General features: G+C 71.2%; 22 protein-coding genes. 10 read left to right on the forward strand and 12 right to left on the reverse strand.

What is annotated here, in order from left to right; all coding sequences use genetic code 11:
- Window position 1: 1 nt before the first annotated feature.
- Genes D2K64_RS03075 through ureG form a run of 3 tightly spaced genes read left to right on the forward strand, consistent with a single transcriptional unit; the run spans window position 2 to window position 1,843 of the window.
- A complete protein-coding gene (locus D2K64_RS03075) occupies window positions 2–535 on the forward strand; it encodes an urease accessory protein UreE (protein WP_202910445.1) in 534 nt (177 codons plus the stop codon).
- Window positions 513–1,211, forward strand: coding sequence for an urease accessory protein UreF (locus D2K64_RS03080; protein ID WP_456316361.1), 699 nt, complete (start codon window positions 513–515; stop codon window positions 1,209–1,211). Before D2K64_RS03075 ends, D2K64_RS03080 begins: the two co-directional genes overlap by 23 nt.
- On the forward strand, window positions 1,208–1,843 hold the full coding sequence (gene ureG, locus D2K64_RS03085; protein ID WP_120006501.1) for an urease accessory protein UreG: 636 nt from the start codon (window positions 1,208–1,210) through the stop codon (window positions 1,841–1,843). The genes D2K64_RS03080 and ureG overlap by 4 nt, the downstream gene beginning before the upstream one ends.
- Before the next feature lie 33 nt (window positions 1,844–1,876).
- On the opposite strand, the gene D2K64_RS03090 is transcribed toward ureG, so the two are convergent.
- The 5 genes from D2K64_RS03090 to D2K64_RS03110 all read right to left on the reverse strand — a co-directional run bounded on the left by D2K64_RS03090 (window position 1,877) and on the right by D2K64_RS03110 (window position 7,002).
- A complete protein-coding gene (locus tag D2K64_RS03090) occupies window positions 1,877–2,725 on the reverse strand; it encodes a fumarylacetoacetate hydrolase family protein (RefSeq protein ID WP_120006503.1) in 849 nt (282 codons plus the stop codon).
- A gap of 24 nt (window positions 2,726–2,749) precedes the next feature.
- Complete coding sequence (locus tag D2K64_RS03095; protein WP_120006505.1) at window positions 2,750–3,499, reverse strand: SDR family oxidoreductase; 750 nt, start codon at window positions 3,497–3,499, stop codon at window positions 2,750–2,752.
- Window positions 3,499–5,280 (reverse strand): IlvD/Edd family dehydratase, encoded by a 1,782-nt coding sequence (locus D2K64_RS03100; RefSeq protein ID WP_120006507.1) that lies wholly within the window; start codon window positions 5,278–5,280, stop codon window positions 3,499–3,501. The genes D2K64_RS03095 and D2K64_RS03100 overlap by 1 nt, the downstream gene beginning before the upstream one ends.
- A 141-nt stretch (window positions 5,281–5,421) precedes the next feature.
- Window positions 5,422–5,628: a cold-shock protein gene (locus D2K64_RS03105; RefSeq protein ID WP_120006508.1), complete on the reverse strand. Its 207-nt coding sequence runs from the start codon at window positions 5,626–5,628 to the stop codon at window positions 5,422–5,424.
- A gap of 198 nt (window positions 5,629–5,826) precedes the next feature.
- Window positions 5,827–7,002, reverse strand: coding sequence for an MFS transporter (locus D2K64_RS03110; RefSeq protein WP_120006510.1), 1,176 nt, complete (start codon window positions 7,000–7,002; stop codon window positions 5,827–5,829).
- Window positions 7,003–7,162: 160 nt separating this feature from the next.
- Between D2K64_RS03110 and D2K64_RS03115 the strand changes: the two genes are divergently transcribed.
- Both D2K64_RS03115 and D2K64_RS03120 read left to right on the forward strand, forming a co-directional pair.
- Complete coding sequence (locus D2K64_RS03115) at window positions 7,163–8,581, forward strand: MATE family efflux transporter (RefSeq protein ID WP_202910447.1); 1,419 nt, start codon at window positions 7,163–7,165, stop codon at window positions 8,579–8,581.
- A gap of 67 nt (window positions 8,582–8,648) precedes the next feature.
- Window positions 8,649–9,662, forward strand: a complete 1,014-nt coding sequence (locus tag D2K64_RS03120; protein WP_120006513.1) for an asparaginase — start codon at window positions 8,649–8,651, stop codon at window positions 9,660–9,662.
- Window positions 9,663–9,687: 25 nt separating this feature from the next.
- Here the strand turns inward: D2K64_RS03120 and D2K64_RS03125 are convergent, their stop codons facing one another.
- Window positions 9,688–10,344 carry a DUF1028 domain-containing protein gene (locus D2K64_RS03125; RefSeq protein WP_120006515.1) on the reverse strand — a complete coding sequence of 219 codons (657 nt, stop codon included), beginning with the start codon at window positions 10,342–10,344 and terminating at the stop codon, window positions 9,688–9,690.
- A gap of 109 nt (window positions 10,345–10,453) precedes the next feature.
- On the opposite strand from D2K64_RS03125, the gene D2K64_RS03130 reads away from it, so the two are divergent.
- The 3 genes from D2K64_RS03130 (at window position 10,454) to D2K64_RS03140 (ending at window position 14,182) form a co-directional block, all read left to right on the forward strand.
- Window positions 10,454–12,586, forward strand: coding sequence for a YjbH domain-containing protein (locus D2K64_RS03130; RefSeq protein ID WP_238383973.1), 2,133 nt, complete (start codon window positions 10,454–10,456; stop codon window positions 12,584–12,586).
- Window positions 12,587–12,686: 100 nt separating this feature from the next.
- Window positions 12,687–13,019, forward strand: a complete 333-nt coding sequence (gene trxA / locus D2K64_RS03135) for a thioredoxin TrxA (protein ID WP_120006517.1) — start codon at window positions 12,687–12,689, stop codon at window positions 13,017–13,019.
- Window positions 13,020–13,024: 5 nt separating this feature from the next.
- Window positions 13,025–14,182: a PQQ-dependent sugar dehydrogenase gene (locus D2K64_RS03140; protein ID WP_238383974.1), complete on the forward strand. Its 1,158-nt coding sequence runs from the start codon at window positions 13,025–13,027 to the stop codon at window positions 14,180–14,182.
- 4 nt (window positions 14,183–14,186) lie between these two features.
- On the opposite strand, the gene D2K64_RS03145 is transcribed toward D2K64_RS03140, so the two are convergent.
- From D2K64_RS03145 to D2K64_RS03165, 5 genes are read right to left on the reverse strand one after another with little or no spacing between them, the layout of a single operon-like run.
- On the reverse strand, window positions 14,187–14,510 hold the full coding sequence (locus D2K64_RS03145) for a hypothetical protein (RefSeq protein ID WP_120006519.1): 324 nt from the start codon (window positions 14,508–14,510) through the stop codon (window positions 14,187–14,189).
- 4 nt (window positions 14,511–14,514) lie between these two features.
- On the reverse strand, window positions 14,515–15,561 hold the full coding sequence (locus D2K64_RS03150; protein WP_120006521.1) for an SPL family radical SAM protein: 1,047 nt from the start codon (window positions 15,559–15,561) through the stop codon (window positions 14,515–14,517).
- Window positions 15,562–15,604: 43 nt separating this feature from the next.
- Window positions 15,605–17,119 (reverse strand): tripartite tricarboxylate transporter permease, encoded by a 1,515-nt coding sequence (locus D2K64_RS03155; RefSeq protein WP_120006523.1) that lies wholly within the window; start codon window positions 17,117–17,119, stop codon window positions 15,605–15,607.
- Between the two features lie 3 nt (window positions 17,120–17,122).
- Window positions 17,123–17,611, reverse strand: a complete 489-nt coding sequence (locus D2K64_RS03160; protein WP_120006525.1) for a tripartite tricarboxylate transporter TctB family protein — start codon at window positions 17,609–17,611, stop codon at window positions 17,123–17,125.
- Window positions 17,612–17,634: 23 nt separating this feature from the next.
- Window positions 17,635–18,597: a Bug family tripartite tricarboxylate transporter substrate binding protein gene (locus D2K64_RS03165; protein WP_120006527.1), complete on the reverse strand. Its 963-nt coding sequence runs from the start codon at window positions 18,595–18,597 to the stop codon at window positions 17,635–17,637.
- Window positions 18,598–18,825: 228 nt separating this feature from the next.
- Here D2K64_RS03165 and D2K64_RS03170 point away from each other — a divergent pair, with 228 nt between their 5' ends.
- Window positions 18,826–20,355 (forward strand): hypothetical protein, encoded by a 1,530-nt coding sequence (locus D2K64_RS03170; RefSeq protein ID WP_120006529.1) that lies wholly within the window; start codon window positions 18,826–18,828, stop codon window positions 20,353–20,355.
- Entirely contained in the window at window positions 20,352–21,230 is an 879-nt protein-coding gene (locus tag D2K64_RS03175; protein WP_120006531.1) for an EF-hand domain-containing protein, read from the forward strand. Before D2K64_RS03170 ends, D2K64_RS03175 begins: the two co-directional genes overlap by 4 nt.
- 150 nt (window positions 21,231–21,380) lie before the next feature.
- On the opposite strand, the gene D2K64_RS03180 is transcribed toward D2K64_RS03175, so the two are convergent.
- Window positions 21,381–22,661 (reverse strand): UbiH/UbiF/VisC/COQ6 family ubiquinone biosynthesis hydroxylase, encoded by a 1,281-nt coding sequence (locus D2K64_RS03180; protein WP_120006533.1) that lies wholly within the window; start codon window positions 22,659–22,661, stop codon window positions 21,381–21,383.
- Window positions 22,662–22,832 lie beyond the last annotated feature (171 nt).

Below are 22,832 nucleotides of genomic sequence, written 5' to 3' on the forward strand. Positions count from 1 at the left end.
CATGACCGAAGCCACCCTGCCCCGCGCCACACAGGTGCTGCCCGCCGGCCAATGGCAGGCCGGCACCGCACGCGACACCATCATGGTTGATTTCGACGACCGCCACCGCCGCCGCCGCCGCTACACGGCGGAGAAAGGCCTGTCCTTCCTGCTCGACCTGCCCGAGGCGGTGGCGCTGCGCGACGGCGACGGGCTGCTGCTGGAGGGGGGCGGCGTGGTGCTGGTGCGCGCCGCGCCGGAACCGCTGATCGAGGTGCGGGGGCGCGATCCGCAGCACCTGCTGCGCCTCGCCTGGCACCTCGGCAACCGGCACCTGCCGGCGGAGATCGATGCCGACCGTATCCTGATCCGCGAGGACCACGTGATCCTGCGCATGCTGCAGGGCCTCGGCGCCACCGTCGAGCGCATCGAGGCGCCCTTCAACCCGGAAGGCGGCGCCTATGGCGAGCACAACCGCCACACCGGCCACCGGCATGGCTCCCTGGGCCACGGTGAACTGCATGATCATGGGGATGGCCATTTCCACGCCCACTGACCCGGCGGCGCTGCAACGCCTGCTGAGCTGGCTGTCGCCCGCCTATCCCGTCGGTGCCTACACCTATAGCCATGGCCTGGAGATGGCGGTGGAGAGCGGTGCGGTGCGCAACCGGGCCGATCTCGCCGACTACGTCGAGACCGTGCTGCGCAGTGGCGCCGGCCGCATCGACGGCGCGCTGCTCGCCGCCGCCTTTCGGGCCGCCGGGGCCGGGGACGATGCCGCGCTGGACGCGGTGGCGGAGCTGGCGGCCGCTTGGCGCGGCACGGCGGAACTGGCGCTGGAAACCACCGCCCAGGGCAACGCCTTCGTCAAGGTCACCGCCGCCGCCTGGGGCGAGGCGCGGCTGCGGACGCTGGCAACGCGCCACCCGGACGGGATCGCGCATCCGGTGGCGTTCGGCGCGGCCGCGGCCTGGCAGGGCGTGCCGCTGCGGATCGCGCTGTTCGGCTTCCTGTCCGCCTTCGCCGCCAACATCGTCTCGGCCGGCGTGCGGCTGGTGCCGCTCGGCCAGACCGACGGGCAGATCGCCACCGCGGCGCTGCTGCCGGAGCTGGAGGCGGCGACGGACGCCGCCCTGGCCGCCGAGCTCGACCGCATCGGCACCGCGGCGCCGGTGCTCGACCGCTTCTCCATGCAACACGAGACACAGTATACGAGGCTTTTCCGCTCATGAACGCATCGGTCCCCGGCATTCCGGGCAATGGTCCCTTCCGCGTCGGCATCGGCGGTCCCGTCGGCTCCGGCAAGACGGCGCTGACCGATCGGCTGTGCAAGCACCTGCGGGACGCGCACAACATCGCCGTCATCACCAACGACATCTACACGCGCGAGGATGCGGAATTCCTGACCCGCTCCGGCGCCCTCGCGCCCGAGCGCATCATCGGCGTGGAGACCGGCGGCTGCCCGCACACCGCGATCCGGGAGGACGCGTCGATCAACCTCGCCGCCGTGGACGAGATGACGGCCCGGTTCCCGGGGCTGGAGGTGTTGTTCATCGAGAGCGGCGGCGACAATCTGGCCGCCACCTTCAGCCCGGAACTGGCCGACCTGACGATCTACGTAATCGACGTCTCGGCCGGCGACAAGATCCCGCGCAAGGGCGGGCCCGGCATCACGCGATCCGACCTGCTGGTGATCAACAAGACCGACCTGGCGCCCCTGGTGGGCGCCGACCTGTCGGTGATGGACCGGGATTCGCGGAAGATGCGCGGGCAGCGGCCCTTCATCTTCACCAACCTGAAGGCGGATCAGGGCGTCGCGGACATCGCCGAGTTCGTGCTCAGGGCCGGCGGCCTCCGCACCTGACCGCCTGCGGCGCCCGGCATCGGGCCGGGCGCCTCAGAACTCGGCGCGCACCGTCACCTGCTGCTGCTCGCCCAGCCCCTCGATGCCGAGGCGGATGGTCTGGCCTTCCTTCAGGAACAGCGGCGGCTTCTGCCCCATGCCGACGCCCGGCGGCGTGCCGGTGGTGATCACGTCGCCCGGGTGCAGCGTCATGAAGTGCGACACGTAGGACACCAGCTTCGCCACGCCGAAGATCATGGTGCGGGTCGAGCCGTCCTGGTAGCGGTGGCCGTCCACCTCGCAGAACATCGACAGGTCCTGCGGGTCCGGCACCTCGTCGCGGGTCACCAGCCAGGGGCCGAGCGGGCCGAAGGTGTCGTGGCCCTTGCCCTTGTCCCAGGTGCCGCCGCGCTCGATCTGGAATTCGCGCTCCGACACGTCGTTGCAGACGGCGTAGCCGGCGACGTATTCCATCGCCTTGTTCTCGGGCACGTATTTGGCGCGCTGGCCGATGATGATGGCCAGTTCCACCTCCCAATCGGTCTTGGTGCTGGCCTTGGGCAGCTCGACCTGGTCATTCGGCCCCTGCAGCGCGCCCAGCGACTTCAGGAAGATAATAGGCTCCTTCGGGATGGAAGCACCGGTTTCCGCCGCATGGTCGGCGTAGTTCAGGCCGATGCAGACGAAATTCTTCAGCCCCGAGACCGGCGGGCCGAGGCGCGGCGAGCCGCCCACCAGCGGCAGGCTGGTGGTGTCCAGCGCCGAGAGCTTCGCCAGCCCGTCCGGCGACAGCACAGCGCCGGCGATGTCGGGCACGGTGCCCGACAGGTCGCGGATCTGGCCATCGGCATCGAGCAGGCCCGGCTTTTCCTGGCCCGGCGGGCCGTAGCGCAGCAGCTTCATGGGTTCAGCGTTCCCTGAGTTCGTTCAGTTCGTCCAGCCGCCGTCGATCACCACGGCCTGCGCGGTGACGAAAGCCGATTCCGGCGCGGAGAGATAGACCACCAGTGCTGCGATCTCCTCCGGCGTGGCGAGCCGGCCCATGGCCTGCCGGCCGACAAAGGCCGCCCGCGCCGCCGTTTCCCCACCCATCGCCGCGGCATTGGCCGAGATGCGCTCGCCGAGAGACGGCGTGTCCACCGTGCCCGGGCAGACGCAGTTGCAGCGTATGCCCTTGGCGACGTAGTCGGCGGCGACGCTCTTGGTCATGCCGACCACGGCCGCCTTGGTGGTGCCATAGACGAAGCGGTTGGCAACGCCCTTCACCGATCCGGCGGCCGAGGCCATGTTGACGATGGCGCCGCCGCCCCTGCCCAGCATGCCCGGCAGCACCGCGCGCATCACCTTCCATTGCGAACGGACGTTCAGCGCGAAGGCGAAGTCCCAATCGTCGTCAGTGCAGCTCAGCACGTCGTTCTGGTGCACGAAGCCGGCGCAGTTGAACAGCACGTCGAACGGGCCGTGGCGGGTGATGCACTCCATCACCGCCTGGTCGTCCAGCACATCCAGCGCCGCGGTGGTGACGGTCTGCGCCGCGAGGCCGGACAGCTTCTCCGCGTCACGATCGGTCGCCACCACCGTGGCGCCTTCCGCCGCGTAGGCCAGCACCGTGGCGCGGCCGATGCCCTGCCCCGCCGCGGTGACGAAGCAGCGCTTGCCTGCGAGACGGCCGGCCATCAGTGGTTGTGGCGGCTCTCGCCGCGGGTCTCGAGGATGTTGAGGTACAGCGTCGCCGGCTCCAGGCAGCCGCCGGTGCCGAGCTGGCCGACCATGGAGCGGTAGATCTCCTCCCATGGCGTCTTGTGCGTGAGCTTGGGCGGCGTCCAGGCGGCGCGGCGGGCTTCCATTTCCTCGGCCGGGATCAGCAGGTCGACCTTGCGGGTCTTCAGGTTGATGCGGATCGGGTCGCCCGACTTCATCAGCGCCAGGCCGCCGCCGACAGCGGCCTCCGGGGACACGTTGAGGATGGAGGGCGAGGCGGAGGTGCCGCTCTGCCGGCCGTCGCCCATGGTGGGCAGGCTGTGCAGCCCGGCTTTGATCATCGCGCCCGGCGGCTGCATGTTCACCACCTCGGCGCTGCCGGGATAGCCCACGGGGCCGCAATTGCGGATCACCAGCACGGTGCGCTCGTCAACGCCCAGCGCCGGGTCCTCGATGCGGTCGTGATAATCCTCCGGCCCTTCGAAGACGATCACCTTGCCCTCGAAGATGTCCTCGGGGTCGGACAGGAAGCGCTTACGGAACTCGGCGTCGATAACGCTGACCTTCATCACCGCGCTTTCGAACAGATTGCCCGACAGCACCACGAAGCCGGCCTGCTCCTTCAGCGGCTCGCTGTAGCGGCGGATCACCTCGCGGTCCGCCAGCGGCGCCCGCTTCAGGTCCTCCTCCAGCGTCTGGCCGGTCACGGTCTTCACGCCGAGATGCAGCTTGCCGGCATCCGCCAGCTCCTTCATCACCGACTGCACGCCGCCGCCGCGGTAGAACATCTCGCCCAGGAAGCGGCCGGCTGGCTGGCAATCCACCAGCAGCGGGATCTCAGCGCCGACCGTCTGCCAGTCCTCCGTGCTCAGCTCCACGCCCATGTGGCGGGCGATGGCGACCAAGTGCGGCGGGCAGTTGGAGGAGGCGCCGATGGCGCTGGCCAGCACGATGGTGTTCTCGAACGCCTCGCGCGTCATGATGTCGGAGGGACGAAGGTTCTCCTTCACCATGTCGACGATGCGCATGCCGGTGGCGTGCGCCATCTGGCCACGCTCGCGGTAGGCCGCCGGGATCGAGGCGCAGCCGGGCAGCGACATGCCCAGCGCCTCGGCCAGGGAGTTCATCGACAGCGCCGTGCCCATGGTGTTGCAATGGCCGACCGAGGTGGCGGAGGACGCCACCATCTGCATGAAGCCGTCATAGTTGATTTCGCCGGCAGCGAGCAGCTTGCGCGCCTCCCAGACGATGGTGCCCGAACCCGAGAGCCGGCCCTTCCAATGGCCGTCCAGCATCGGCCCGCCGGACAGCACGATGGCCGGGATGTTCACGGTGGCCGCGCCCATCAGGCAGGCCGGCGTGGTCTTGTCGCAGCCGGTGGTCAGCACCACGCCATCCAGCGGATAGCCGTGCAGGATCTCCACCAGCGACAGGTAGGCCAAGTTGCGGTCCAGCGCCGCCGTGGGGCGCTTGCCGGTTTCCTGGATCGGATGGATTGGAAATTCGAGCGGGATGCCGCCGGCATCGCGGATGCCCGCCTTCACCCGCTCGGCCAGCGCCAGGTGGTGCCGGTTGCAGGGGGCGATGTCGCTGCCGGTCTGGGCGATGCCGATCATCGGCTTGCCCGATTGCAGCTCGGCGCGCGTGAGGCCGAAATTCAGGAAGCGCTCGATGTAGAGCGCCGTCATGCCCGGATCCTCCGGGTCATCGAACCAGCGCTGGCTGCGCAGCCTGAAGGATTTCTTGGTCTGGTCCATCGCCGTGCGGCCTCCGCTTCCACCTTTGGCGGAAAGAACAGCCGGGCCGGGTTACGCTGTCAATGGACGCAAAAAAACCCCGGGGGCCTGGGCCCCGCAGGGTTCGACGGTCCGGGGCCGAAGTCCCGGACGATCAGCCATTCAGATCTGCTTCAGGTTGCCGGCGGAGACCTTGCCCTCGCGGCCCTTCTGCAGCTCGAACTCCACGCGCTCGCCTTCGTTCAGCCCCTGCAGGCCGGCACGCTGCACATCGGTGATGTGCACGAACACGTCCTTGGAGCCGTCTTCCGGCTGAATGAAACCGAAACCCTTGGTCGGGTTGAACCACTTCACGGTACCAGTCGGCATCGCAGTGCTCCGTAGATAGGAAGTTCCTTCACGCGACATGCGCGATGGATCAACTTTCGATGGGACCGGGCACCAGGCACGCCGCACTGCCTCAGGGGCCAGTACGATGAAGGCAAGCCGAAACCAAAACCAGTCGACGGAGGCACATCTAGGGATACCAGGCTCATATCACAACCGGAAAGCACGTGAGATCGCGATTCAGCGGCGTTCGGTCGCGAAATAGGCCAAGGACAAGGCAGGCAGGGCAAGGCCGCACATCGCGGTCAGGAACCAGCCACCGGCGGCGAAGCTCCAGCCGCCGAGCGCGGAGCCCACGGCGCCGCCGAGAAAGAACGTTGCCATGTAGAGCCCGTTCAGCCGGCCGCGCAGCTCGGCGCCGAGGCCGAAGATCACCCGCTGGCCCAGCACAACATTGGCCGACACGGCGAAGTCGAGCGCGATGCCCGCCAGCACCAGCAGGACCAGCGCCAAGGTGGAGCCTGCCGGCGCCGGCAGGGTGAGCAGAAAGGACGCCATGCCGAGCAGCAGCGCCGCCGCCGTGGCTGGCCGCACCCAGCCGCGATCGGCCACCCGCCCGGCGATCGGCGCCGAGATCACCCCCGCCACCCCGGCCAGGGCGAACAGCGCGATGCCGGTCTGGGACAGGTGGAACTCGCCCGCGAGCCGCAGCGGCACGGCGGTCCAGAACAAGGAGAACGCGCCGAACAGCCCGGCATGGTACAGGGCGCGGCGGCGCAGCGGCGGCAGCGTCACCGCCAGCCGCCCCATGGAGTGCAGCAGCGCGCCGTAGCCCATGCCGGAATGGGGCCTGCGGACCGGCAGCGCGAGCCGCAGCACCACGCCGAGCGCGAGCATCAGCGCCGCCGACAGCACGAACACGGCGTGCCAGGAGCTGAGGCCGGTGACGAAGCTGGCCACGGGACGGGCCAGCATGATGCCGAGCATCAATCCGCTCATCACATTGCCGACTACCCGTCCGCGCATCGCTTCCGGCGCCATGTGCGCGGCATAGGGCACCAGGATCTGCACCGCGACCGAGCCCAGGCCGATCATCAGCGAGGCCAGCAGAAAGGGCAGCGCCGAACCGGACAGCGCCGCCAGCACCACCCCGAGCCCGGCCAGGGCCGTGACGCACAGCACCAGCAGGCGGTTCTCGATCAGGTCGGCCAGCGGCACCACCAGCAACAGGCCGATGCCGTAGCCGATCTGCGTCATGGTGACGATCAGGCCGGCAGCGCCGGGGGACAGGCCCAGCTCGGCGCTGATCGGACCGATCAGCGGCTGCGCGTAATAGATGTTGGCCACGATCAACCCGCAGGCGGCGGCCAGCAGCAGGGTCAGCCAGTGGGGAACGGCAGCAGGCGAGTCTATCATTCAAGGTCCGGGATGGTGTGCAGCGCATCATGGCCGGGCTCCCCCGCAGTGTCGCGCCTGCCCGGCGCATGGCTGCCTCAACCGGCCCCCGCCGCCGGGCGGCCGGACACGAGATCGTCGCGGGATTTCCGGCGCCACCTGCGCTAGAGCCGCTCCGACCATGCACACGGACACCATCGAGGCGCAGAAGGCGCCGCTTTCCCCGGGAGGATGGGAGCGCGAGCTCCGCGCCACCCTGATGCTCGCCTGGCCCCTGGCGCTGACCAACCTGTCGCAGATCGCGCTGGTGCTGACCGATACCCTGTTCCTCGGCCGCATCGGCGAGTTGCCGCTGGCGGCCGTGACGCTGGGCGGCAACCTGTACTTCATCGCGCTGTCCCCGGCCTTCGGCGCCGCCTTTGCCGCCTCCGCCATGCTGGCGCAGGAGCGCGGGCGGGTACGCCACCACATGCGGGAGATGCGCCGCACCGTGCGCGCCGCCGCCTGGCTCGGCCTTCCGCTGTTTCTGGTGCTGGGCACCCTGTTGTGGAACACCGGCGCCCTTCTGCTGGCCGCGGGGCAGGACCCGGCACTGGCGGCCGAGGCGCAGCGCTACAACCGGGCGCTGCTGTGGGGCATGCCGTTCTTCTACGGCTTCGCCGTGCTGCGCGGCTTCCTGGCCGCGATGGGGCGCCCGGCGCCGGCGCTCTGGGTGTCGGCGCTCGCCATCGGAGTGAACGCGGCGCTGCTTTACGTTCTGGTGGCGGGGGGCTTAGGCGTGTCCTCCATGGGAGTGGTGGGGGCCGGGCTGTCCAGCGCCATCGCCAATGGCAGCATGCTGCTCGGCCTCGCCCTGTGGATCATGCGCGACCGCCAGCTGTCCCGCTTCCGGCTGATGGGCCGGTTCTGGCGGGCCGATTGGCGCCGCATCGGCGAGATGGTAGCGGTCGGCCTGCCCATCGCCGGCTCCATGCTGCTGGAAATCGGCATCTTCAGTGCCACCGCCCTGGTGATGGGCTGGTTCAACCCCACCGCCGTGGCGGCCCATGCCGTGGCCCTGCAGGTGGCCAGCGCGTGCTTCATGGTGCCGATGGGCATCGGACAGGCCGCCACGGCCCGGGTCGGCTTGGCCGCCGGGGCGGATGACGCGCAGGCCGCGTGGCGCGCCGGCTGGGTGGCGATCGGCCTCGGCGGCGGCTTCATGGCCCTGACGGCCACCGTGCTGCTGCTGCTGCCTGGCCCGGTGGCCGCCCTGTTCCTGGCGCCGGAGCTGGGCGAGGCGCGCGCGCTGGCCGCCACGCTGCTGATGGTGGCGGGCGTGTTCCAGTTGTCGGACGGGGTGCAGGCCGTCGCCGCCGGCGCGTTGCGCGGGCTGAAGGATACCCGCCTGCCGCTGCTGTTCGCCGCGCTGGGCTATTGGGGGCTCGGACTGCCGATCGGCCTCGGCCTCGGCTTTCCGGGCGGCTGGGGGCCGCTCGGCGTCTGGATCGGATTGGCCAGCGGCTTGGCGGTGGTGGCGGTGCTGATGACGTTGCGCTGGGCCCAGTTGGCGGGCCGCGGCCGGACCCGGCCGATCCGGCTGGCGGTGCAGCCGGGCTAGGCACCACCCCTGGCGGGGGCGGCGCTTCGGATTTACAGCTTGGCTTCGCAGCAACACCGGAAGCCCCATGCCGAACACCGCCCCGACCCAGCCCCGCATCGCCTTCATCGGCAGCGGCGGCACCATGGCCTCGCTGGGCGAGAACGGCCTCGACATCCAGGATTACGGGCGCCACGGCCGGGTCATGGACGCCGCCGCCATCGTGGCGCGCGTGCCGGAACTGGCGCTGGTGGCGGAGGTTATCCCCCGCCCCTACAGCGCGGTGATCTCGACGCGCATTGGCTTCCGCGACTGGCAGGCCCTGTCCCGCGAATGCGACAAGGCCGTGGCCGAAATCCCTGGCCTCGCCGGCATCGTCATCGGCCATGGCACGGCGACGCTGGAGGAAACCGCTTATGCGCTGTCGCTGAGCCTGAAGGTGGCGGTACCGGTGGTCATGGTGGGCGCGCAGCGTCCCGCTTCCGGCCTGTCCGCCGACATGGGCATGAACCTGCTGAACGCGGTGCGCGTCGCGGCCTGCCCGGAATCGCGCGGCCTCGGCGTGCTGGTGCTGCTGAACGACGAGATCCAGGCGGCGCGCGAGGTGTCGAAAACCTCCACCTGGCGGCTGCAAACCTTCCGCACCCCGGATTTCGGCGTGCTGGGCCACGCGGATGCCGACCGCATCAGCTATTACCGCAAGCCGCTGCGCCGCGTCGCGCCGGACACCGAATTCGACATCCGCACGCTCGGCGCCCTGCCCCGCGTCGACATCTGTTATTCCCATGCCGATGCCGACGAAACCGCCATCCGCGCCTTTGTCGCGGCCGGTGCCCGCGGCATCGTCAGCGCCGGCTTCGCCCCGGGCGGCCCGACCCCCGTGGAGCAGGATGCCCTGGCCGAGGCGGTGAAGCAGGGCGTGGTGGTGGTGCAATCCACCCGCGTCGGCAGCGGGCGGGTGGTGGCCGGGACGCGCATGCGGCAGCAGGGCATCCTGTCCGCCGACAACCTGACGCCGCAGAAGGCCCGCGTGCTGCTGGCCCTGGCGCTGACCGTGACCCAGGATCCGGCGGAGATCGCGCGGATCTTCGCGACCTACTGAGCACGGCCGCCGCCGGCTCCCGCCGTCAGATCGGGCTGAAGCGCATCGGGTCCACGGCGCGCAGCACGTAATCCTCGGCCTGCGGCGCGTATTCGGTCCAGAGCGAGGCCAGCGCCTCGATCGGTCCGGCATCGCGGTCGACGCGCAGATCGGCGTAGGGAAAGCTCTCGGTTCCCACGATCAGCAGCGCCGCCGAGACCAGCGGGCGTCCTTCTCCGCCCGCCGCCTCTCCGGCCCGCAGCGCGGCGATCAGCCGGTCACCCAGCGCCGCCTCGGGCTGGGCCAGGAACGCCTCCACCATGCGCTGCGGCACCTGGTCGCTAGCCAGGATGTTGCCGATGGCGATGCAGTCGGCGCCCTCCGCATGGTTGTGCGCCGGCTTCACCCGCGCGCCGTGGAAGAAGGCGGTGCGCCCGGCCGAGTCGATCGCCGCCAGTTGCCGCCAGCCGGCATCCGGCGTGCTGGCGGCCAGGGCGGCGATCGTTTCTGCCGCGGAGCAGCCGCTGCGCAGCAGGTCCAGGCCGCGCGGCCCGAGCCGCGGATCGGTGCGGTGCTGAGTCAGCACGCCGCCAAGGCCGGCCCGGAGAAACGGCACCCGCGCCCCGATGCTGAGGCCTGAGGTGGTGGCGACGGCGCCGAAATGGCCGGTGCGGAGGCAGCGGCCGAGCAGGGAAAAGGTCATGGCCCGGCATTGGAGGGGAGGTGCCGGGCCTTGTCCACCGCCCCGCCCGGCGGCGCGCAAAATCCTGGCGCGGCTTCGCGTCATCGGTTATTATCACAGCATCGTGAGTATGCTCGCCGGAAAAGCCGGCAAATGCCTCGGCCTCGTGCGTGTGGCGGCCATGCTGCTTCTGGCAGGCCTCGGGGCCGCGCGGGCGGAGGAGATTCCCGCCACCGGCGGCGATTTCGGCGGTGTCGGGCTGATCGAGATGCGCAATGCGCGGCTCCGCCCCGATGGCACGCTGGAAGCCGGCACCGCGATCCGGCACCAGCGGCGCTTCTGGTTCCTGAATTTCCAGGCCCTGCCGTTTCTGGAAACCACCTTTCGCCTGACGGAACGCCTGGACGCCACCAGCGGACGGGGCATGACCACCGACCGCGCCTTCGACCTGAAGCTGCGGCTGCTGGAGGAAACCGACACCACCCCGGCCCTGGCGATCGGCCTGCAGGATTTCATCGGCACCGGCCTGTATGCGGGGGAGTACATCGCCGCCTCCAAGCGCTGGTGGGGCTTCGACGTGACGGCGGGGCTGGGCTGGGGCCGCATCGGCACCGGGGCGGAGTGGAACAGCCCGCTCGCCCTCGCCTCCGACAGCTTCCGGGACCGGCCGCGCGATGTCGGCCGCGGCGGCACCGTGCAGACCGGCTTCTTCCGTGGCGAGGACATGGCGCCCTTTGCCGGCGTGGAATGGAGCGTGCCGGCCTTCGGCACTCCCTGGGGCGCGCTGGACGGGCTGCGCGCCAAGGCCGAATGGTCCGGCGACGCGCTGCGCGACGAGCGTGGCGGCTACCCGGCCCGCCGCACGGCCCTGCGCGGCGAAGCGGAGTCGCGCGTCAATCTGGGACTGCAATGGAGCAATGGCTGGGCCGATGCCGGCCTGCACTTCGTGCATGGCACCGACCTGCTGTTCCGTCTCTCGCTGCGCATGGATCCCGCCGAGCCGCCATCCCTCGCCCTGCCGGCGCCGCCGCCCCTGTCGGCCCGCCCGCGCGGCATCGCGGGCGACGAGGTGACGCTGGCGCAGGCCGTGTTCGACAGGCTGGCCGGTGCCGGCTTTCGCGGCCTCGCCTTTCGCCAGGATGGCGGCGCGGCCGAGATCGCCCTGTCCGGCGGCAGTTACCGCACCTTGCCGCAGGTCACCGCGCGGGCGCTGCGCGCGGTGCAGCCGGTGCTGCCGCCGGGGCTGGAGATGCTTCGGCTGCGCTGGTGGCGCTCGGGCACGGAGATCGCCGTGCTGGACGTGCCGCGGCTGACGCTGGAAGCGTTGGCCGTCGGCCTGTCCAGCCCCGAGGAAGCCTGGATGGCCAGCCGCCTGCTGCCCGCCACCGGGGAGTTGGCGCCGGGCACGCTGCGGGCGCCGGGCCCGTTCTGGGACTGGGAGGTCGGACCGCGCCTCGGCCTGGCGCTGGGCGATCCGTCACGCACGCTGCGCTGGCAGGCATCCCTGGGCGCGGGAGCGCGGCTCGATCTCGGCAGCGGCTTCGCCCTGGCCGGCGGCGTGCAGCAGGCGCTGTTCGGCAACCTGTCGGGCGGCCTGCCCTCGGACAGTCTGCTGCCGCACGTCCGCAGCGACTATGCCGAATATGCGCGGCAAGGGCGAACCGCCGTGTCCACCCTCTATGCCGAGCGGATCTGGACCCTGGCACCGGACGTGTTCGCCCGCGCCTCGGCCGGGTATCTGGAGCCGATGTTCGGCGGCCTGTCCGCCGAGGTGCTGTGGCGGCCGCAGGACCGCCCCTTCGCCCTGGGCCTCGACCTCAACTGGGTGGCGCAGCGTGAATTCGACGGCAAGCTGGGCTTCCGCGGCTACAGCGTGGCCACCGGGCACGCCTCGCTTTACGCCGACCTGCCGGTGTGGAACCTGTTCGGGATCCTGCGCGCCGGCCGTTATCTCGCCGGCGACTGGGGCACCACGGTGGAGGTCGGCCGTCGCTTCGATTCGGGCATCGAGGTCGGCGGCTTCGCCACCTTCACCAACGTGTCGGCGGCGCGCTTCGGCGAGGGCTCCTTCGACAAGGGGCTCTATGTCCGGATCCCGCTGTCGCTGTTCGGGCGGCAGGATGCCGGGATCGGCAGCGCGGTGATCCGCCCGGTGCAGCGCGATGGCGGCCAGCGCCTATCGGTGGACAACCCGCTCTGGGAGGTGACGCGCGACGGGCGGCAGGACGCGCTGCGCCGGAGCATCGGCGGCTTCGCCCGGTGATCCCCGTGCCGCCCGCCGCTTGACCCGGCGGCCCCGGCACACGATTTCTGGGCGGACACACGACGCGCCCGACAACCGGGCACGCTGAGGAAAGAGACACATGAGCGAACTCACCAAGGCCGTCAGCGACGACAGCTTCAAGCAGGATGTGCTGGGTGCCTCCGGCCCCGTGCTGGTGGATTTTTGGGCCGAGTGGTGCGGTCCCTGCCGCATGGTGGCGCCGATCCTGGACGAGATCGCCAAGGACTATGCCGGGCAGTTGACCATCGCCAAGGTGAACATCGACGAGAACCCGATGACGCCGAACGAGTACGCGGTGCGCGGCATCCCCACCATGATCCTGTTCAAGGACGGCAAGCCGGTCGAAACCAAGGTCGGCGCGCTGCCCAAGAGCGCCCTGAAGGATTGGATTGCCGGCGCACTGGCGAAGTAAGCGCCTTGACCCCGCCGCGCCGCCGCCTCGCCGCCCTGGCCCTCGCTTTGTCGCTGGGCGGCGCCACCATGGCCTGCGCCCAGCGCCCGGGAGGTGGCGAGGCGGTGGTGCGCAGCGAGGCCGCGAGCTTCCGCGCCACCTCCTTCGCCGCCGGGTTGGAGCATCCCTGGGGTGCCGCCTTCCTGCCCGATGGCCGGATGCTGGTGACCGAGCGCCCCGGGCGGATCCGGCTGGTGACGCGGGACGGCAGCGTTTCGCCGCCGCTTGCGGGCGTGCCGGCGGTGGCGGCGGGTGGCCAGGGTGGCCTGCTGGACATCCAACTGGCCCCCGACTTCGCCAGCAGCCGCGAGCTGTATTTCTGCCAGGCGGCCGCGGTGCGCGGTGGCAATCTCACCCGGCTGGTGCGGGCGCGGCTGGCCGCCGATGCGCGTTCGCTGGACATGGTACAGCCGTTGCTGGACGCCACCCCGGCCCAGACCGGCAACGGCCATTACGGTTGTCGCATCGCCTTTGGCCCGGATAGCAAGGTCTACCTGACCACCGGCGACCGGCAGCGCCAGTCGGAGCGGGCGCAGGATGTCTCGGATCTCGCCGGCAAGCTGCTGCGGCTGGAACGCGATGGACGGCCGGCCGAAGGCAACCCGCCCATCCCCGGCAACAATGCGCGGCCGGAGATCTTTGCCCTCGGCCTGCGCTCGCCACAGGGCTTGGCGGTGAACCCGGCCACCAGCACGCTGTGGGAGGTCGAGATGGGCCCGCGCGGCGGCGACGAGGTGAATCTGGTCCGTCCCGGAGCCAATTTCGGCTGGCCCGTGGTAGGCCATGGCCGGGCCTATAGCGGCGCTCAGATTCACGAGGCGGATTCGCGGCCGGACATGCAGGACCCGTTGCGGGCCTGGGTCCCGTCGATCAGCCCGTCCGGCGCCGCCTTCTACACCGGCGAGGCGTTCCCCGGCTGGAAGAACAACCTGTTTCTCGGCGCGCTGAGCGGCGCGGGCCTGCTGCGCCTGACCACGGAGGGTGACCGCATCATCGGCGAGGAGCGCCTGCTCTGGGGCCGGACGCGGATCCGCCATGTGCTGGCGGGGCCGGACGGCTTCCTGTACCTGCTGACCGATGAGAGCCGCGGCCGCATCCTGCGGCTGGAGCCGGCGGAAGGCTGACGGCTCAGCCTTCCAGGGCCGCGAACCATTCGGCATAAGGCGTGTTGCGCGCCATGTGGCGGTTGAGGTCCGGCGCACCATCCCTCCACCACACCGGCCCGCGTTCCCCGAGGGCGTGCTTGGCCGCCTCGATGCGCCGGCGCGCTGCCTCACGCCCGGCCTCGTCGCCCTGGCGCATGGCCTGCTGCTTGGCACGCCGGCCGGCCATGAGTTCGCGGGTCAGCGCCGCGCGCTCCGCCTCGCCGAGGGCGGGATCGGCGCGGCGCCACAGTCGCCCCCGTACCACGAAATAGCGTCCGTCCGGGGTCACCGGATGCTTCTCCGGCATCGCCTCAGGTCCAGTACAGCAGACGCGCCGTCGGCAGCCAGCGCCGCAGCGAAGCGGTCACCGCGTCCCGCATCGCCGTCATGGCGTCGCGCGGCAGCACCCATTTGCCGGTGCCGAACTTGGTCAGCTTGCGGGTGCGCTCCGCCTCGTCCATTGGCAGGTCGCTGCCGGGATACCAGTCGTTCAGCACGCCCTTGGACTTGTCGGTGAAGCGGTGGGTGATCAGCTCGGCCGTCAGGTCCGGCTGCAACCCGTCCAGCGCCTCCGCCACCTCGGCCAGCAGGCGGTCATACTCCGCCTGCCATTCCGGCAGGGGCAGGATCGGCGCCACGGTGATGCCGACCGGATAGCCCGCCCCGGCCACCGCCCGCAGCGCCGCGAGCCGGCGCGGCATGCGCGGGGCGCCGCCTTCATAGCGTTCGGCCGAGCGGGCGTTCAGCGAGAAGCGGATCCGGGTGCGGCCGCGGTGCGGCAGGTCCAGGAGCGGCGCCACCGCGTCGAACTTGGTGGTGAAGCGCAGTTGCACCGGAGCCTCCCAGGCGCCGAAATGGCGGATCGCCGCGGCCAGGCTGCCAGTGATTGGCTCGATCGCCAGCGGGTCGGTGTAGCAGGAACACTCGAAGGTGGTACCCTCCCCCCGCCGCGCCTCGGAACGCGAGGTCACCTGCCCCTGCCCCAGCAGCGGCGGCAATTCAGCAAGGATCTCCGGCAGGTTGGCATAGGCGCGGATGATCGGCGGCCCGGCCAGCGACCCTGCCAGGTAGCAGTACTGGCAATGCGCCGGGCAGCCTTCCGCCAGGTCGAAGCGCCAGTCTGCGGAAGGCGGGATCGGCTGCGGCCGCCGGCGGCTGGGCGGGGCCACCACCACCGCCATGGTGGTCTTGCTGTCACGGTAGCTGTCCGGCAGGCCGGACAGGCGATCGGCCGGCAGGCGGATGATCTCGGCGCCGGCCGCCGCCGCCCGCTCCACCATGGCGGCGCCGTGGTCGAAGCGGAGGGCGGAGGGTGTCACCAGCAGGCGACGCGGTGTCCAGGGGATGGCGGGCGGCATGGTCCCTCATGTTGGGCCGCCGCCGCGCCATGCCAGGGTGGGATCACGCGCTCGGCGCGCTGTCCATGCGGTTGCGCACCACGAGGCCCCAGAGGCGTGGTCCGACCAGGGCGACCAGGGCGATCAGCAGGATGGAGAGCGAGATCGGCCGGGTGAAGAAGGTGGTCCAGTCGCCCTGGCTGATGGTCATGGCCTGGCGCAGCGCCTGCTCGGCCATCGGTCCCAGGATCATGCCGATCACCACCGGCGCGGTGGGGAAGTCGAAGCGGCGCATGAACATGGCGATGATGCCGATGCCGTAGAGCAGCACCAGGTCCACCACGCTGTTGCTGATGCCGTAGGTGCCGATGGTGGCGAACACCAGGATGCCGGCATAAAGCTGCGGCGTCGGGATCTTCAGGATGCGCGCCCATAGCCCGACCAGTGGCAGGTTCAGCACCACCAGCATGATGTTGGCGATGTAGAGCGAGGCGATCAGCGTCCACACCAGGTCGGCCTGGGCGGTGAACAACAGCGGGCCGGGCTGGATGCCGTAGGATTGGAAGGCGGACAGCATGATCGCCGCGGTGGCCGAGGTCGGCAGCCCCAGCGTCAGCATCGGCACCAGCACGCCGGCTGCGGCGGCGTTGTTGGCCGCCTCCGGTCCGGCCACGCCCTCGATTGCTCCGGTGGTGCCGAATTCATGGCGATACCTGGCGCGCACCATCTTCCGCTCGGCGTAGTAGCTGAGCATGGTGGGCATCTCGGTGCCGCCGGCCGGCATGACGCCGAACGGAAAGCCGAGCAGCGCGCCGCGGAACCACGGCCCGGTCGAGCGCTTCCAGTCTTCCCTGGACATCATCAGCGAGCCGACCTCGCGCACCTCCTGCTTGCCCGGAACATGGGTCCAGGCGAGGAACAGCGTCTCGCCCACCGCGAACAGCGCAACGGCCACCAGCACCACGTCGATGCCGTCCAGCAGTTCCGGCACGCCAAAGGTCAGGCGCGGCTGCCCGGTCTGCAGGTCGATGCCGACGAGGCCGATCAGCAGCCCGAGCCCGAGCGAGGCGAGGCCGCGCAGCGCCGATCCGCCGAGCACCGCCGACACGGTCGCGAAGCACAGCACCATCAGCGCGAAATATTCTGCCGGCCCCAGGTTCAGCGCCAGCTCGACCACCACCGGACCGATAAAGGAGATGCCCAGCGTGCCGATGGTGCCGGCGACGAAGGAGCCGATCGCCGCGGTGACCAGCGCCGGCCCGGCGCGGCCGTTCCTGGCCATCTTGGCGCCTTCCAGCGCGGTGATGATGGAGCCCGATTCGCCCGGCGTGTTCAGCAGAATCGAGGTGGTGGAGCCGCCATACATGGCGCCGTAGAACACGCCGCAGAACAGGATGAAGGCGCCGGTCGCCGACACCTGGAAGGTGATCGGCAGCAGCAGCGCAATGGTCAGCGCCGGGCCGATGCCCGGCAGCACGCCGATCGCGGTGCCGAGAAAGCAGCCGAGCAGCGCCCAGCCGAGATTGGTGATCGAAAGCGCGTTGCCGAAGCCGAGTGCCAGGCCGGACCAGACATCCATGGCTCAGAGGATCCCTTCCAGGATGCCGGCGCCGATGTTGACGCCCAGCAGCTTGTCGAAAGCGAGGTAGGCACCGAGCGACACGGCGATGCCGATGGCGAGGTCGCGGATCGGGTGGCGGCTGCCGAACGACGCCGCCACCAGCACGAACTGCGCCGTGGCGGCGAACACGAAGCCGAGCGTGCCGATCAGCACCAGGTTGGCGACCAGCCCGGCGCCGAGCAGCCCGAGCGCCCGCCAGTTGGTGGGTGGCAGGTGCTCCACCTCCTCGATGGTGTGCGACCAGCCGCCGCGCAGCGCCACCCCCACCAGGCCGATGCCGACCGCGCAGACCAGCGTGCCGACAACATAGGGCATGAATTTCGGCCCGACCTGCGCATAGAGCGGCGTCACCGGGATCGCCCAGGCCTGCCACAGGCACAGCAGCCCCAGCAGCACCACGAACACGCCCACCACCAGGTCCGGCATGGCGCCGGGCCGTTCCCCGTTCATCCGCCGCATCCCCCCGCCCGGCCTCAGATCAGGCCGATCTCGGTCAGCACCTGCGCCGTCGCCGCCTCATCCTGCTTCAGGAAGGCATCAAAGGCATCGCCCACCAGGAAGGCATCGTCCCAGCCCTGCCGCTGCAGCATGTCCTTCCAGGCCGGAAGCCCGTGCAAGGTGGTGACGAACCGCACCAGCTTCTCGCGCGCCGCGGCATTGAGGCCCGGCGGGCCGAACACGCCGCGCCAATTGCCCAGCACGATGTCAAGGCCGCTTTCCTTGAGCGTCGGCACGCCCTCGACGCTGCGCGTCTCGCCGGAGGTCGCCAGCGCGCGCATCCGCCCCGCCTTGATCTGCTCGGCGAACTCGGAATAGCCGGAAATGCCGGCCTTCACCTGGGCGCCGAGGATCGCGGCCTGGGCCGGACCGCCGCCGGCGAAGGCGACGTAGGAGGCGTCCTTGGCCGAGCGCCCGACCGACTTCAGCAGCAGGCCGAGCAGGATGTGGTCCATTCCGCCGGCGCTGCCGCCGGCCACCGAGGTTCCGCCGGGATTGGTTTTCAGGGCTTCGAGGAAGCCCTTGATGTCCTGGATGTCGCTGCTGGCCGGCACCACGATGATGCCGGGTTCGCTGGTCATCCGGGCAACCGGCGTCAGGTCCTTGATGCCGACGGGCGATTTGTTCGCCAGCACCGAGCCGACCATGATGGCGCCCGCCACCATGATGGCGCCCTCGCGCCCGCGGCGCTGCGACACGAAGCGCGGCAACCCGACCGTGCCGCCGGCGCCGCCGACGTTCTCGAACTGGAAATTGCCGACCAGCCCGGCTTGGCGCGCCACCTGCTCGATGGCGCGGCCGAGCCCGTCCCAGCCGCCGCCCGGGCCGGCCGGCACGAACACGTTCATGGTGGGATAAAGCTGCTCGGCGGCATGACCGGGGCTGAGCGGCAGCAGGGCGGTGGCCGCGGTGGCGGACAGCAGGGTACGGCGCAGCATTCTTGTGTTCCTCCGGCCATGACGGGCGATCATCGAGGCTCCGCGATAACCTTCGCTGCGGCAAACCGCAATCTGATCCCGCCGCCGCCAGCGCGGCTGTGTTCTGAAAGCCGCGCTGGCCGGCGCAATGCGCCGTGCCGCCGCCGCAGGCTTGCACCGCAGCATGGCGGCTCGCATTCTGCGGCGGCGGCAAGGGGATTGTGCTGGATGCGGCTATGCTGGGGCCTGATGGTGGCGCTGCTTGTGGCGCCCTGGCCCGGTGCTGGCGGCGGTCCGGGCGGTGCGTTGGCCCAGACCGGCCGTCCGGCTCCGTCCCGCGCTCCGGCGGCTGCGGCGGAGCGTGAATTGCTGATCAGCAATGAGCTGGGCCTCGGATTGCGCGAGCTGTACGTGACCCCCGCCGGCAGTGTTGAGCCCGGGCGCGACCGGCTGGGCGAGGAAACCCTGCCCACCGGCGCCACGCTGCGCCTGCCGCTCGGCCGCACAAGGCTGTGCCTGTTCGACCTGCGCGCCGTGCTCGCCGATGGCAGCGTGGAGGAGCGGCGCGGCCTCGACACCTGCCGCGCCCCGCGCGTGCTGCTGGGCGATCCCGACGCGCCGATGCGCATGGCCGTGGTGGTGAACGACACCGACATCGCCATCCGCGAGCTTTACGCCGCGCCGTCCGGCGCATCCGACCGCGGCGCCGACCGGCTGGGCAGCGAGACGGTGGATGCGGAAGCCAGCTTCGAGTTGCGGCTGGGGCGCACCCGCGCCTGCCAGTTCGACATCATCGCCGTGTTCGAGGACGACACCACCCAGGAGCGCCGCCGCATCGACCTGTGCCGCCGCACCCGCGTGGCGTTCGGCGATCCGTCCATTCCCTGGCGCCAGGCGGAAATCGCCAACGGCGCCGGCCGGGGAATCCGCAACCTGTATGCGGCCACGGCGGGCACGGCGGAGCGGCTCGCCGCGGCGCAGCCCGATGCACCGGATTGGGGAACCGACCGGCTGGGCAACACGACTCTGGAACCGGGCGACCGCTTCCGTCTGCGGCTGCGCAGCCGCGACTGCCGGATCGACCTGCGGGCCGTGTACGAGGATGACGGCGCCGAGGAGAAGCGCAGCGTCGATCTCTGCGCCGCCACGCAGGTCTTGTTCGACGGCAGCGGCGTGCCGCAGCCGCCGGAACGCTCCTTCATCCTGGTCAACCGCCATGCCGCCACCGTGCAACAGGTCTTCGCCTCGGGCATCGACAACAGCGACTGGGGCGAGGACCGGCTGCCGGACGGCCCGCTGGAGCGCGGCACCCGCGCCGAGGTGATGCTGCGCAGCGCCTGCGAGCTGGATCTGCGCGTCCTGTTCGCCAATGGCGGTGCCGAGGAACGGCGCGGCATCAACATCTGCAACAACGGCCTGATCGTGCTGCGCCCCGGCTGGACGTTGGCCGAGCGGCTGGACCAGGGCGCCGGCGTGGCCGATCGCGGCCCGCCGCGCGAAGGCAGCGTGCGGCTACGCAATGCTGGCGCCGCGCCCCTGGTAGAGCTGTACGTCGATGCCACCGGCGCGCCACGCGGGCCGGACCGGCTGGGCAGCACGGTGCTCGGCCGGGGTGAGACGCTGGATTTCCAGCCGCCGCTCGGCGTCGGCTGCACCGCGCATCTTCGGGCCGTGTTCCGCGACGGCCAGGAGCTGGAGCGGCCGGGCTTCGACCTGTGCTCGGGCACCGAGGTGTCGCTGCCCGAGGTGGCGGCGCCCGGCGCGGCGGTGCAGCCATGACGCGGTTGCTGCGCCACGCCCTGCTGGTGCTGCTGGCGGCCTGGCCCGTCGCGGTTCTGGGGCAAACCCCCGCGGCGCCGCCACCGGAACGTTTTGCGGCGGTGCCGCCGGCGCTGCGCGGCGCCTGGTTCAGCGGCGAATGCACCGCGCCACAGGCCATGCTGCAGCTCACCGCCCGGTCCGTGGCGCGGCTGCCGGAAGCCGGTCCGGCGCGGCTGGTGCGCTTCATCATCCTGCAGCCGCGCGGCGAATGGCTGGTCGGCACCGGCGGCGGCGCGGAGGCGCCCCGCCTGATGCTGCGCGATTCGGCCGGCATGCTGCAGACGGCCGAACCGGACGCCAAGCTGCGCGATGAGCGCCTGCCGGGCGACACGCCGCTGATGGATTGGCGGCGCTGCCCGGGTCACCCGGCCGGCTTCGCCATGCGACACGGCGAGGGCATCGCCATGCTGGGCATGCTGGAAGCGCTGGAAGCCGCCTGCGCGCCACCCTCCGGCAGCGTGCTCGGCTGTGTCGACAGCTTGATCCTGGCTGGCGACGCATCGGGGGATCGGGTGCTGTCGATAGCTGAACTGGCCCGCCTGGTGCGGGGCATGGCCTGGGTCCTGGCCACCGCCGAGGAAGCGACTCCGGAACGGCTCCTGGTGGCCCAGGGTGGCGGGCTGGTGGCGGGTGTCGCCACGGCCCGGCTGATGATGGACAGCCTCGACTATGATGGCGACGGCCGGCTTTCCGCCGCTGAGCTGGCGCAGGATCGCGCTGTTCTGGCCGCAGGCGTCGGTTCCGGCGCCGGTACCCCGATAGCGCTCGACGGCATCCAGGACGTGATCGGCCTGCTGCGTGGCCTGACCCAGGGGCTGCTGCTCGACCCCTGAGCGGCGTGCCTTGTTCCGGGTGCCGGCCGCGCAGCAGCCGCAGATCCCCGGCTTCGCCGCGCCGCCGGCGGAGATCCGGCGCGGGCGCATGGCGCTTTCCAGCGTCTCCGCTCCGCCCGCAGACCCGCGGAAGCCGGGCGGCCGCGGCGGTCAGTCCGCCGCGCTGCCCTGTCCCAGCATCAGCGATCCCGTCACCGGTCCGAAGCCCATGGCGCGGCGGGCGAAGAAGCCCTTCAGCCGCGGCATCCGCTCCACCGCGCCGAGGCCGAGGCGGCGCGCCAGCCGCAGCGGCGGCAGGCGGTTGCCGAACAGCCGCTCCAGCACGTGGGTGGCCCCCAGCATCAGCAGGGCATCGGGTCGGCGCGCGGCCTGGTAGCGCGCCAGCAGCCCCGGCGAGCCGGCATCCTCGCCGTGCCCCGCCGCCGCGATCACCAGTTCCGCCAGCGTCGCGGCGTCGCGGAAGCCGAGATTGAGGCCCTGCCCGGCGATGGGGTGGATGCCGTGCGCCGCATCGCCGGCCAGGGCCAGGCGCGGCGCGGTATAGCGCATGGCATGCATGGCGGTGAGCGGATAGGACCAGCGCCGGCCGATCGGCGTGACGCGCCCCAGATGGTCGCCCATGCGGCGCTGGATCTCGCGGCCATATTCCGCATCCGGCAGGCGCAGCATGCGCTCGGCGATGGCACGCTTCTCCGACCACACGATGGCGGAGGCGTTGGGATGCTCCGGCGTCGGCGCCAGCGGCAGCTGGGCGAAGGGGCCGTGCGGCAGGAACATCTCCAGCGCCATGCCGTCATGCGGACGCTCATGCGCCACCGCGCCGACGAGGCCGGTCTGGTGGTAGTCGAGGGTCGCCGTGCCGATGCCAGCCTGCTGCCGCAGGGGCGAGCGACGTCCCTCCGCCCCCACCACCAGCTGCGCCTCGATCACCGCGCCGTTGGACAGCCGGATCTCGGCGCCGCTGGCGTGGCGCTGCACCTCGGCACGGACCGGGGCATGCACCGAAAGATGCGCCAGCTCACCCATGCGGGCGTTCAGCGCCATGCGGAGCGCCCGCGCCTCCACCATCCAGCCGAACGGCCCGGCGCCGGTTTCCGCGGCATCGAAGTGCAGCGCCATGCGGCTGGGCGCCTCGCCCACCTCGCCATCCACGCAGCGGATGCGGGTGATCGGGCCGGGCGCCCAGGGCAGGTGCGCCCAGATGCCGGCAGCCTCCAGCAGGTTGCGGCTGGTCAGCGCGATGGCGTAGGCGCGGCCATCGAATTCGGGCAGTTCCATGGGCGGCAGCGGCGCGCTGTCCACCACCGCCGTGCGCACCCCGGCGGCGGCCAGGGTGGCGGCCAGCGCCGCGCCGACGGGACCCGCCCCGACGACGCAGACCACCACCTCGTGGCGAGAGGATGAGGGAACAGGCTGGGGGGCGGATTGCATGCGCCGCATCATGCCGCCGGACGCGTCGCCCCGGAAGCCCGCTACCGCCGCCGGGACAGGCTCCACCGCACAAAATTTGTGCAGCTTTCGCTCGGAGCGGCCTCGGCCGGGCCTGTGGCACCGTGTGGCACGGCGCTCGCATCAGCCGTGGCAGCCACGCGGATAAAGCTA

The sequence above is a fragment of the Teichococcus vastitatis genome, from assembly GCF_003604215.1.
Taxonomy (GTDB): Bacteria; Pseudomonadota; Alphaproteobacteria; order Acetobacterales; family Acetobacteraceae; genus Pseudoroseomonas; species Pseudoroseomonas vastitatis.

Excerpts from the sequence above, each read along its gene's own strand:
- D2K64_RS03075 (WP_202910445.1), top strand. The coding sequence starts at position 2 with ATGACCGAAGCCACCCTGCCCCGCGCCACACAGGTGCTGCCCGCCGGC.
- D2K64_RS03080 (WP_456316361.1), top strand. The coding sequence starts at position 513 with ATGGCCATTTCCACGCCCACTGACCCGGCGGCGCTGCAACGCCTGCTG.
- ureG (WP_120006501.1), top strand. The coding sequence starts at position 1,208 with ATGAACGCATCGGTCCCCGGCATTCCGGGCAATGGTCCCTTCCGCGTC.
- D2K64_RS03090 (WP_120006503.1), bottom strand. The coding sequence starts at position 2,725 with ATGAAGCTGCTGCGCTACGGCCCGCCGGGCCAGGAAAAGCCGGGCCTG.
- D2K64_RS03095 (WP_120006505.1), bottom strand. The coding sequence starts at position 3,499 with ATGGCCGGCCGTCTCGCAGGCAAGCGCTGCTTCGTCACCGCGGCGGGG.
- D2K64_RS03100 (WP_120006507.1), bottom strand. The coding sequence starts at position 5,280 with ATGGACCAGACCAAGAAATCCTTCAGGCTGCGCAGCCAGCGCTGGTTC.
- D2K64_RS03105 (WP_120006508.1), bottom strand. The coding sequence starts at position 5,628 with ATGCCGACTGGTACCGTGAAGTGGTTCAACCCGACCAAGGGTTTCGGT.
- D2K64_RS03110 (WP_120006510.1), bottom strand. The coding sequence starts at position 7,002 with ATGATAGACTCGCCTGCTGCCGTTCCCCACTGGCTGACCCTGCTGCTG.
- D2K64_RS03115 (WP_202910447.1), top strand. The coding sequence starts at position 7,163 with ATGCACACGGACACCATCGAGGCGCAGAAGGCGCCGCTTTCCCCGGGA.
- D2K64_RS03120 (WP_120006513.1), top strand. The coding sequence starts at position 8,649 with ATGCCGAACACCGCCCCGACCCAGCCCCGCATCGCCTTCATCGGCAGC.
- D2K64_RS03125 (WP_120006515.1), bottom strand. The coding sequence starts at position 10,344 with ATGACCTTTTCCCTGCTCGGCCGCTGCCTCCGCACCGGCCATTTCGGC.
- D2K64_RS03130 (WP_238383973.1), top strand. The coding sequence starts at position 10,454 with ATGCTCGCCGGAAAAGCCGGCAAATGCCTCGGCCTCGTGCGTGTGGCG.
- trxA (WP_120006517.1), top strand. The coding sequence starts at position 12,687 with ATGAGCGAACTCACCAAGGCCGTCAGCGACGACAGCTTCAAGCAGGAT.
- D2K64_RS03145 (WP_120006519.1), bottom strand. The coding sequence starts at position 14,510 with ATGCCGGAGAAGCATCCGGTGACCCCGGACGGACGCTATTTCGTGGTA.
- D2K64_RS03150 (WP_120006521.1), bottom strand. The coding sequence starts at position 15,561 with ATGCCGCCCGCCATCCCCTGGACACCGCGTCGCCTGCTGGTGACACCC.
- D2K64_RS03155 (WP_120006523.1), bottom strand. The coding sequence starts at position 17,119 with ATGGATGTCTGGTCCGGCCTGGCACTCGGCTTCGGCAACGCGCTTTCG.
- D2K64_RS03160 (WP_120006525.1), bottom strand. The coding sequence starts at position 17,611 with ATGAACGGGGAACGGCCCGGCGCCATGCCGGACCTGGTGGTGGGCGTG.
- D2K64_RS03165 (WP_120006527.1), bottom strand. The coding sequence starts at position 18,597 with ATGCTGCGCCGTACCCTGCTGTCCGCCACCGCGGCCACCGCCCTGCTG.
- D2K64_RS03170 (WP_120006529.1), top strand. The coding sequence starts at position 18,826 with ATGGTGGCGCTGCTTGTGGCGCCCTGGCCCGGTGCTGGCGGCGGTCCG.
- D2K64_RS03175 (WP_120006531.1), top strand. The coding sequence starts at position 20,352 with ATGACGCGGTTGCTGCGCCACGCCCTGCTGGTGCTGCTGGCGGCCTGG.
- D2K64_RS03180 (WP_120006533.1), bottom strand. The coding sequence starts at position 22,661 with ATGCAATCCGCCCCCCAGCCTGTTCCCTCATCCTCTCGCCACGAGGTG.